Raw genomic sequence first — 10,241 nt, 5'->3', positions numbered from 1 at the left:
ATGGCGCCTGCGGTGAAGGCGAGGCCGGCAGCGGTCAGAGCGGTCTGACGGATCAGATCGGTACGCATGATGGCGTGCTCCTCTGCATCGGGGGAAAGCGCCTCGGCACACGAATGTCGCGGGGGGTGTGTGCCGGGCGGGAAGTCTCAAGGGGATCTACCCGGCGGCTGGGCCTGCTCGGGTGTCCGGGGGGTGTAACCGTGGCGGCCGGTCGGGTGTTCCCGGCGGCTGCCGCACGGGCCGGCCAGTGGTGCTGCTCGGCCGTGCGGGGGATGTAACCGTGGCGGCCGGTCGGGTGTTCCCGGCGGCTGCCACGCAGGGCCGGCCAGTGGTGCTCGGCCGTGCGGGGGATGTAACCGTGGCGGCCGGTCGGGTGTTCCCGGCGGCTGCCGTGCGCCACGGCCCGGGGGTCGCGGCGGCATGCCAGGTATAACGACCCCGCCCGGCCCACGATTCCGCCGCCCGGGTGGCACCGACCACGGGACGCGACGGCCGGTACCGGACAAATCACCCAGCCGGAAACGAGCATCCGCCCCCCGGCCGGGGTGATCGACTCGGGTTCGGTGAAACCGGGGTGTCCGGACGCGTTGGACACCGCGACTTCATGGAACCCGAGTCGATCATCGGCTTGACCGGGGCGGCGCGCCGGGTGCAGCCGCACGCATGACACGGGTGGGGCGGCCCGAACGTGTCGGACCGCCCCACCCGAGCCGCGTCGAGGTCAGAAGCCGAGGACGGCCCGCCCACCGACCACGGGCAGTCGCAGCTCACTGTCGTTCGGAGCGACCCGCAGCTCGGTGCCGCCCAGCGGCAGCAGCGTGTACTCCTGGTCGCTGGAGAAGACGACCACGCCGATGCGGTGCCCGGCCGGGAAGATGTAGTCCTTCGGCTCCATGGTCCACCGGTAGTCGTACAGCTTGCCCTGCTTGACCGGCTCGGTGCGCGCGGCGCTCTTACGGTTCTGCGGGTCCATCCAGCCGCGCGTCACGACTGTCGGCGCGGCGCTCGACCCGGCCGGGCCGTAGTCCACCAGGTACGCGGTGAGGTTCGCGTCCGGCTTGTTGTCGATCGCCATCCGTAGCCGCATCTCCGGACGGCCGGAGATGCGCACGCTCTGGGTCAGCGCGGGGGAGCGGTAGGCGAGGCGGTTGGCGCTGGCCGTGTCCGGGTCGGCCACCAGGGTGTCCGGGTGGATGGTCCGCCCCTCGTCGACGAAGCTCTGCTCGACCTTGGCCTTCGGCGGCTTACCCGTGGTGAGCGTGCCCGGGGTGGTGGCGTCGGTGGCGGCGAAGCGCAGCCCGACCTCGCGTGCCGCCGGGTCGGGCCAGTTGGCGTACGTGGTGTAGGCCCGGTCCTCGCGCTGGAGGACCGCGGTCGGCTCGTCCATGATGCCGTTGCGCACGTTCCACAGCCAGAAGTCGAACCAGCGGTTCTCGGTCTGCTTGTAGGTCCACGTCTGGCCGCTGGGCAGGGTCACCGAGGCGTTGCTGCCCGGGCCGCCGTGCCCGCCCTGGTGCAGCCAGATCTTGCGCGGCACGTCGCGCTTCGCCAGCTCGTCCCACCAGCCGGCGAAGTGCTCGGTCTTCACGTTCCAGTCGTTGAGGCCGTGCACGACGAAGACGCTCGCCTTGACGTCGCGGGCGTCGAGGTAGTCGCGATCCTGCCAGAACTTCGAGTAGTCGCCGGTGACCCGGTCCTGCTTCGCGGTGATCGTCGCGAGCTCGTCGGCGCAGGGGCCCTCGGCCCGCGCCTGTCCGGCCGTGTACTGGGCCAGGATGTCGAGGTCCTCGCCCTGGAAGGTGCCGGGCGCCACTACCAGGCCGTTGGCCCGGTAGTAGTCGTACCAGCTGCTGATCGCCGAGACCGGCACGATGGTCTTCAGGCCCTTGACCCCGGTGGTGGCCACCTGGTTGGGAAGCGTCCCGTTGTAGGAGACGCCTGTCATGCCGACCGCGCCGGTGGTCCACCCGGCGGTGACCGGGGCGCCGCTGGCGTCGTACCCCTTGGCCCGGCCGTTGAGCCAGTCGATGACGGCCTTGGTGCCGAGCGTCTCGGCCTGGTCGCCGCTGGTCGGGCAGCCGTCCGAGTCGCCGGTGCCGACGCTCTGGCCCAGCACCACCGCGTACCCGCGCGGCACGTAGTAGTCGTCGAGCGAGCCGGGCAGGTTGGCCTTCGCCTGCGCCCGCTGCGTGCCGGCGTCGAGCGCGCGACGCCCGGAGCGGTCGGTCCGGCCGTTCTGCGGCAGGTCGTCGACGAGCACGCTCGGGTACGGCACGTCACCCCAGGTGTCCTTGCGGTATGGGCTGTGCTCGAAGATGACAGGCACCTTGAAGCCCTGGGTGGCGGTCTCCCGGGGTCGGGAGATGTCGATCGCCACCCGGTCGGGACGGCCGTCGTGGTCGGTGTCCACCGGGGTCTGGACGAACACCCGCTCCTCGATGGCGTCGGCGAGGGAGAACACCGGTTGGGTCATGCCGTCGGCCACCACGATGCCGGTGGGGGTGGTGGCTGCGGGCGGGGCGGCCGCCGCGGTCGGTGCGGCGCTCAGCACCAGGGCGCCGGACACGCCGACGCTGAGAAGTGCCAGATGGCGGGGTCGACGCATGCGCGTCTCCCTTCGGTCGGGCTGGTTGCCGGGTCTCGGCACGGGCCAATCACGAAGATCCATTCGTCGCCATGCTAGGTGCGAGTAAGCGTCGCGTCGATCCCTTCGGACGGGCATGCGGCTTTCGTTCACATTGGAAGGTCGGGATCGGGTGGCGGTAATCGAACCGACATCGAATCGGCACCGGCGGCGACACGAGCCGGAAATCCCGCTCAACTCCGCGACAAATTGCTCCGTCGCGAACCCTTGAAGATCAGGTAGACGGCCCTATGATCTTGCAAAAGACGCCCAAGAGGCGCATTTGTCCACATGAGACAGGAAACTAGATGCTCAGGAAGACACGCTGGCTGCTGGCCGTCGCCGTCACGGCCACGGCGCTGACCGCCGTGCCCGGCGGCACCGCCACAGCCGGTCCCGGCGGAGGCGCCCCGACGGGCACACCCGCCACCTCCGCCAGCCCCACGACCCACACCGTCACCCTGCTCACCGGGGACGTGGTGACCGTCCGGAGCACCGGCTCGGGATGCCCGCAGGCCACGGTGCGGCCGGTCGACGCGAACGCCGTGATCCGTCAGACCTGCGGCCCGGACGGCCACCTGCACGTCCTGCCCGCACGCGTCGAGTCCCAGATCGGCTCGATCCTCGACCCCGACCTCTTCGACGTCACCGCGCTGATCGCCGACGGGTACGACGACGAGACCACCGCAAACCTGCCGGTCATCGTGCAGCCCGCCACCGCGTCGGCCCGCGTGGCCGCGCTCGGCGACGTGCGGTCCCTGCCCAGCATCGGCGCGGTGGCCGGCCACGTACCCAAGAAGAGCCCGGCCGGCGCGAAGCTCGCGACCACCTCGCTGCTCGCCGGCGCGAAGAAGGTCTGGCTCGACCGCAAGGTCCGCGCCACCGCCCTGACCGGGGCCGACCAGCGCGGAAAGCTGGACCCCAACCTGGGTCAGATCGCCGCGCCGGAGGCGTGGAAGGCCGGCTACACCGGCACGGGCGTGCGGGTGGCGGTGCTCGACACCGGCGCCGACTACACCCACCCCGACCTGGCCGGCCGGGTCGTCGAGCGGGCCGACTTCACCGCCGAGGGCGGTGACGCCGTCGACCACAACGGCCACGGTACGCACGTCGCGTCGACCATCGCCGGAACCGGGGCGGCAGCCCACGGCCAGCGTCGCGGCGTGGCGCCGGACGCCAAGCTGGTGATCGGCAAGGTCCTCGACGACCACGGCTCCGGCGCCGACTCCGGCATCATCGCCGGCATGGAGTGGGCAGCCGCCCGCGCCGACGTCATCAACATGAGCCTCGGTGGCGGCGCCCCGGACGACGGCAGCGACCCGCTCTCGCTCGCGGTGGACGGCCTGAGCAAGTCCACCGGCGCGCTCTTCGTCATCGCCGCCGGCAACAGCGGCGCCGAGATCTCCTCGCCCGGCTCCGCCAGCAGCGCGCTCACCGTCGGCGCCGTCGACCGCGACGACAAGCTCGCCGACTTCTCCAGCCGGGGCCCGCTGGTCACCAGCCACGTGGCCAAGCCGGAGCTGGTCGCGCCCGGCGTCGACATCGTCGCCGCCCGTGCCGCCGGCACCAACCTCCAGGACCCGATCGACAGGTACTACGAGGGCCTCAGCGGCACCTCGATGGCCAGCCCGCACGTGGCCGGCGCCGCCGCGCTGCTCGCCCAGCGGCACCCGGACTGGACCGGCGACCGGCTCAAGGCCGCCCTCGTCGGCGCGGCCGACCCGCTGACCGGCGTCGACGCGTACGCCGTCGGGGCCGGCCGGCTCAACGCGGCCCGGGCCCTCGGCGGCCCGACCAGCAACCAGCCGGTGGTCAACCTCGGCACCTTCGCGTACCCGCAGTCCGGCCGCAGCGACACGACGCTGAGCTGGACCGGCGGGTCCACCCCGGCCACGACGGTCCTCGACCTCGACGTGTCGATCGTCAACCACGACGGTCAGCCGGTGCCCCGGGGCGCGGCGTCGCTGTCGACGGGCCGGGTGACGCTCAAGCGCGGCGCCACGGCCGACGCGACGCTGCGGATCAACCGCGCGGCGCTGGCCAGCCGGCCGGGCCTCTACCTGGCCACCGTCACCGCCCGCACCGGGCACAAGCTGGTGGCCGTCACCCCGGTGAGCTTCTACGTCGAGCAGCCCAGCTATGACCTGACGATCCACACGAAGCCGCTGCCCGGCCTGCGCGACGGCGCGGAGAGCTGGATCAACCTCACGGTCACCAACCTCACCGACCCCCTCGTCTACCGCGACGGGGCCGGCGGCACGCCCGGTGACACCTTCACCCTGCGGGTTCCGGCCGGCCGGTACGCGGTCTTCGGCGCCTCCGTCGCCTACTACGTCGACAGCGACGTGCTGGAGACGACGCTCGCCGGCGAGACCGACCTGGACGTACGCGGCGCCCGGAGCGTGACGCTCGACCCGGCGCGGGCCAGGCCGGTGACTGTCACCGTCGACGGTGCGCCCACCACGCCCACCCGAGTCGACTTCACAAACGTCCAGACCTCGGTGAACGGTCTGTCCTGGTGGCACCAGATCAGCGGGTACGGGAGGGCCACGACGGTCCGCAGCACCGCGCTGCCGAAGCCCGGCATCGGGTCGCTGCGCACCTGGGTGGCGGCCAACCTGGACTCGCCGGCCGGCACCGCCGCGCCGTACCGCTACAACCTCGTGCACGAGTACGCGGGCGGTGTGCCGACCGACCCGGCGTACCGGGTGGGCCGGTCCGAGCAGGCCACGCTGGCCCGGATCGACGAGCGGTTCCACCAGGCGGACTCGCCGGAGATGTTCACCGGGCTGGTCCGCACCGGCCTCACCCGCGACGGTGTGCCGGTGACCCAGACTCACGAGGGGAACCTGCCGCCGTACCGGACCGACTACCTCTCGCCCGACATCCTCTGGGCCGACCAGGGCGTCTACGGGGGCCTGGGGGCCGACGAGGCGCCCCGCAGCTACCAGCCCGGTAGTCGGCAGAGCAAGGTGTGGGCGCGTCAGCCCCTGCACTCCGGTTGGTACGACGACCCGGCCGGCGCCGGCTGGAGCTGCGCCACCCCGCCGTCGCGGACCCGGGGCAACCTGCACATCGACCTGGTGACGCTCACCGACAAGCACCAGCGCGCCGACTGCCTGTACGGCGAGGCGATCGGCGTGAAGCGCACCCTGTCGCTGTACCGCAACGGCAAGCTGCTCGACGAGCGCAGCGGCCCGTTCGGCGACTTCACAGTCGGGCAGACGATGGCCGACTACCGGGTCAGCCTCGACGTCGACACGAGCCTGATCCTGCCGATCTCGACAAGGGTCACCACCTCGTGGACGTTCCGGTCCGCCGGGCCGGACGGGACCGCGAGCGTGCCGTTGCCCCTGCTCGCCCTCGACTACGCCCTGCCGATGGACACCAACAACCACCCGGTGGGTGGTGGAACGGCGGAGCTGGCCGTCCGGCAGGCGCACGGTGTCAAGGCGCAGAGGGTGACGTCGATGCAGGTCTGGACCTCGACCGACGACGGTGCCACCTGGAAGGCCGCCCGGGTCACCGGCAGCGGCGACACCTACCGGATCGACCTGCCGAAGGCCGCGTCCGGGCAGGCCGTCTCGCTGCGCGTGAAGGCCGCCGCCAACGGCGGTAGCGGTATCGACCAGACCATCATCCGGGCGTACCACGCCGGCTGACGAGTCGAAGCGCGGGTGCGGTCAGGCTCCGGCCGGGCCGCACCCGCGTGCGTTACTGGCCCTCCCAGACCGCCTTCGCGCCGGAGTCACCGGTGCGGACCACGTAGTAGACGGCGATGCCGGCGGCCACCAGCGACAACACCTGCAACGCCAGGGTCAGCGCCCGGGGCCGTCCACCCTCGGCCGCTCGCGGCGGGACGAACCACACCAGGGCGAGCGCCACGACCGCCAGCCCGATCGCCGCGTACAGGGTGAGGTCACCGAAGTGCTGATGCGCCTCCAGCTTCGGGAGGAACTCGGGCGTGACCCGGTTGGCCGAGCGCAGGCGCTCGAAGAAGGCGTCGCCGGAGAACTTCGCCAGCAGCGCGCACAGCGGGGCGCCCACGGCGAGCAGACCCAGCACCCAGCGTGTGTGCGGTCGGACCAGCGGGACGAGCGCGTACGCGATCGTCAGGAGAGCCAGCAGCGGCACGAACACGACCGCGGCGTGCAGCACGAGCGGGTGGGCGGGGATGCCCATGAACTCCTCGAACATTCGGCGACTCCTCCGGCCATGGCGGATCGCGATGATCCAGGCATGGAGGCTATCGGTACCGACTGAGCGTGCCCAGAGCCAACGCTCAACTGCGCGAGCGCGGCAGGCAGTCCTTCTTGTACTTCAGACCGGAGCCGCACCAGCACGTGTCGTTGCGCTCCGGTGGCCACGGGACCCGCGCGCTGGGTCGCGCCGACACCTCGGCGGCGTAGCCGGCCCGGACCGCCGCGTCGGCCGGGCCACCGTCGCGTCGACCGGCGAACGCGTCCAGACCGGCCACGCTCGCGCGGAACACGCCCAGCCCGCTCCGGCCGGCGCCCGTCAGCCGCACCAGCTCCTTCTCCAGGCGGGCCCGGTGCGCGTCCCAGTCCGGCCCGTACACGTCGGTCAGCTCGGGGTGCTCGGCGAGCAGACGGTCGAACTCCGGCCGGGGCCAGAGCAGCAGATCCGTTCCGCCGCCCTGCCGCTCCGCGGCCCGGCGGACGAGCTGGTTCTCCAGGCGGTCGGCCAGATCGTCCTGCCGGTCGTGCGGCAGGTTGAGATCCCGGCGTACCCGATGGCGCTGTTGCAGCAGGAGGAAGAGCACACCTGGCGCGTCCGGCGGACCGACCTCCGGATCGGCCGGCGCCTGCCCGGCGGCGGTGGCGCGCTCGCCGAGCAGGGAGTCGACCGCCTCGCTGAGCCAGCGCTCGGCGATCGCCGAGCGGCCCGCGGCGTCCAGCGCCGCGCTGACGTAGGCGGGCGCGTCGGGCTGCGTGAGCAGCAACGGGCGCAGCGCGGTCAGCTCCGCCATCGCCTCGTCGTCCCGGTCGCCGGCCTGGAACATCACCCGGGCCCGCAGCGCGCGGGCGACTCCGGCCCGGGGATCGTCGGCGGACGGGTACGCCGCCAGCGCCTGGTCCGCGTACCGCAGCGCGGCATCGGGCCGGGCCCGGATCTGGGCGATCTCGGCGGCCAGGGTCAGCGCGTCCCCGGCGTCGTCCGGATCCTCCAGCCGGCCCTGCCCGACCGCCTCGGCGATGTCGGCGGCGACGCCGAGCGGGTCGGCCGTCCCGAGCGCCGAGCGGCGGAATTCGGCGAGGTCAGCCTTGGTGAGTACGTCTCTCGTCGGCACGACCTCACGGTACGTCGGGGTGCTTCCGCCCGGCCGAATTATGGCCATCTGCCGTCAACCAGTCCTCGGTAGCGTCAGATCGCCAGCTTCTCGACCAGACCGCACAAAGGGTGAGTTATGGGCACGGTGGATCGCCGTACGTTCCTCAAGGCAATGGGAGTTCCCGCGATCGGCGCGGCGCTCCCGCTGGATCTCAGCAAGGCGCTCGCCATTCCGGCGAACAACCGGACCGGCTCGATCAACGACGTCGAGCACGTGATCATCCTCATGCAGGAGAATCGATCGTTCGACCACTACTTCGGCAGCATGCGGGGCGTACGCGGATTCGGTGACCCGCATCCGGCGACACTGCCGTCCGGCAAGGACGTGTGGCATCAGCCCAACGGCACCGACGAGCTGCTGCCCTTCCGCCCCGAGGTGAAGGACCTCGGCCAGACCTTCCTGCCGGACCCGCCGCACGGCTGGAACGACGGGCACGCCGCCTGGAACGACGGTCGGTTCGACGGGTGGGTGCCCAACAAGGGCGTCACCGCGATGACCTACCACACCCGCCAGGACCTGCCCTACCACTACGCCCTGGCCGACGCCTTCACCGTCTGCGACAGCTACCACTGCTCGCTGATGGGCCCGACCGACCCGAACCGCTACCACATGTGGAGCGGCTGGGTCGGCAACGACGGCAGAGGCGGCGGCCCGGTCATCACCAATGCGGAGGCCGGCTACGACTGGTCGACGTACCCGGAGCGGCTGGAGCGCAACGGCATCTCCTGGAAGATCTACCAGGACGTCGGCACCGGCCTGAACGCCGCCGGCTCCTGGGGCTGGACGAACGATCCCTACATCGGCAACTACGGCGACAACTCGCTGCTCTACTTCCACCAGTACCAGAACGCGCAGCCGGGAACGCCCCTCGCTGATCGCGCCAAGACCGGCACCGAGATCCGCACCCAGGGCCGCGACCCGGAGGCGCTGCTCGCCGACTTCCGCGCCGACGTCGAGGCGGGACGCCTGCCGCAGGTCTCCTGGATCACCGCGCCCGAGGCGTACACCGAGCACCCGAACTGGGGACCGGCGTTCGGCGCCTGGTACATCTCGCAGGTCATCGACATCCTCGCCGCGCACCCCGAGGTGTGGAGCAAGATGGCCCTCTTCATCACGTACGACGAGGAGGGCGGCTTCTTCGACCACGTGGTCCCGCCGACGCCTCCGCAGACCCGCGAGCACGGACAGTCGACAGTGCCGACCACCAACGAGATCTTCCCCGGCGACGCCGACCACCCGGCCGGGCCGTACGGCCTCGGCGTCCGCGTACCGATGGTCATCGTGTCGCCGTGGACGCGCGGTGGCTACGTCAACTCCCAGGTCTTCGACCACACCTCGCTGATCAAGTTCCTGGAGACGCGGTTCGGGCACGGCCGACCGGACCTGATCGAGCAGAACATCACCCCGTGGCGACGGGCCGTCGTCGGCGACCTGACCACGGCCTTCGACTTCCGGCACCCGAACCGGTCGCGCGAGGTCAGGCTGCCGGACACCGACGACTTCAAGCCCGACGACCTGGTCCGGCACCCCGACGAGGTGCCGGTGCCTCCGGTCGATCAGCGGTTGCCCCGGCAGGAGCGCGGCGTACGTCCGGCGCGGGCCATCCCGTACACCCTGCACGCCGACGGCCACGTCGCCGACGGCGCGTTCCGGATCGACTTCCGCAACACCGGCGGCGCTGCCGCGGTCTTCCAGGTCCGTCAGGCCGGCAGCACGGCGGCCCCGCGCAGCTACACGGTCGAACCGGGCAAGCGTCTCACCGACACCTGGGCGGTCGAGTCTTCCTACGACCTGTCGGTGCACGGGCCGAACGGCTTCTACCGCCGCTTCACCGGCGGCCGGTCGCAGCTCGACGTCACCGCCTCGTACGACGAGCACCACCACAAGGTCGTCCTCACGCTGGGCAACCGGGGCGCGAAGCGGGTAGAGGTGACGGTCCGGGACGGGTACCACTCCCGGCCGGTCACGCTGTCGCTGCGGCCCGGCGAGACCGAGCGGGCGACGTGGGCGCTCACCCGCACCCACGGCTGGTACGACCTGACTCTTACCGTCGCCGGTGACGCCGGCTTCGCGTACCGCTATGCCGGTCATGTCGAGAACGGCAAGGACAGCATCAGCGACCCGGCCCTCGGCGGGCTCGTCTGAGCGACGTCGCGGTCACCCGGGCCGTTCCGGCCCGGGTGACGCACGTCCGCCCGCTGCCTCGCCGCGCAACCCGGACGTTCGCTGGTCGGGGGCGGATGTCTCGTCGAGCGGTATGACTCA

5 protein-coding genes are annotated in these 10,241 nt (G+C 71.8%); 2 read left to right on the top strand and 3 right to left on the bottom strand.

Annotated elements, in window-relative coordinates:
* Nucleotides 1-721: 721 nt before the first annotated feature.
* Nucleotides 722-2,605 carry a Xaa-Pro dipeptidyl-peptidase gene (locus AB0K10_RS11050; protein ID WP_363682189.1) on the bottom strand — a complete coding sequence of 628 codons (1,884 nt, stop codon included), beginning with the start codon at nt 2,603-2,605 and terminating at the stop codon, nt 722-724.
* Between the two features lie 326 nt (nt 2,606-2,931).
* Here AB0K10_RS11050 and AB0K10_RS11045 point away from each other — a divergent pair, with 326 nt between their 5' ends.
* Nucleotides 2,932-6,285: a S8 family peptidase gene (locus AB0K10_RS11045; protein WP_363682187.1), complete on the top strand. Its 3,354-nt coding sequence runs from the start codon at nt 2,932-2,934 to the stop codon at nt 6,283-6,285.
* Between the two features lie 52 nt (nt 6,286-6,337).
* Here the strand turns inward: AB0K10_RS11045 and AB0K10_RS11040 are convergent, their stop codons facing one another.
* Together AB0K10_RS11040 and AB0K10_RS11035 are read right to left on the bottom strand one after the other, a co-directional pair.
* A complete protein-coding gene (locus AB0K10_RS11040) occupies nt 6,338-6,820 on the bottom strand; it encodes a DUF2231 domain-containing protein (RefSeq protein WP_363682185.1) in 483 nt (160 codons plus the stop codon).
* Nucleotides 6,821-6,905: 85 nt separating this feature from the next.
* Nucleotides 6,906-7,934: an SEC-C domain-containing protein gene (locus AB0K10_RS11035; RefSeq protein WP_363682183.1), complete on the bottom strand. Its 1,029-nt coding sequence runs from the start codon at nt 7,932-7,934 to the stop codon at nt 6,906-6,908.
* 117 nt (nt 7,935-8,051) lie between these two features.
* Here AB0K10_RS11035 and AB0K10_RS11030 point away from each other — a divergent pair, with 117 nt between their 5' ends.
* Entirely contained in the window at nt 8,052-10,121 is a 2,070-nt protein-coding gene (locus tag AB0K10_RS11030) for a phosphocholine-specific phospholipase C (RefSeq protein WP_363682181.1), read from the top strand.
* Nucleotides 10,122-10,241: the final 120 nt, after the last annotated feature.

Origin of the sequence: Micromonospora sp. NPDC049274, assembly GCF_040678875.1 — a bacterium.
In the GTDB taxonomy this organism is placed as follows: Bacteria; Actinomycetota; Actinomycetes; order Mycobacteriales; family Micromonosporaceae; genus Micromonospora.
The sequence above is the reverse complement of the archived record's forward strand: the minus strand, read 5'-3'. Positions and strand labels throughout refer to the sequence as shown.

Excerpts from the sequence above, each read along its gene's own strand:
- AB0K10_RS11050 (WP_363682189.1), bottom strand. The coding sequence starts at position 2,605 with ATGCGTCGACCCCGCCATCTGGCACTTCTCAGCGTCGGCGTGTCCGGC.
- AB0K10_RS11045 (WP_363682187.1), top strand. The coding sequence starts at position 2,932 with ATGCTCAGGAAGACACGCTGGCTGCTGGCCGTCGCCGTCACGGCCACG.
- AB0K10_RS11040 (WP_363682185.1), bottom strand. The coding sequence starts at position 6,820 with ATGTTCGAGGAGTTCATGGGCATCCCCGCCCACCCGCTCGTGCTGCAC.
- AB0K10_RS11030 (WP_363682181.1), top strand. The coding sequence starts at position 8,052 with ATGGGCACGGTGGATCGCCGTACGTTCCTCAAGGCAATGGGAGTTCCC.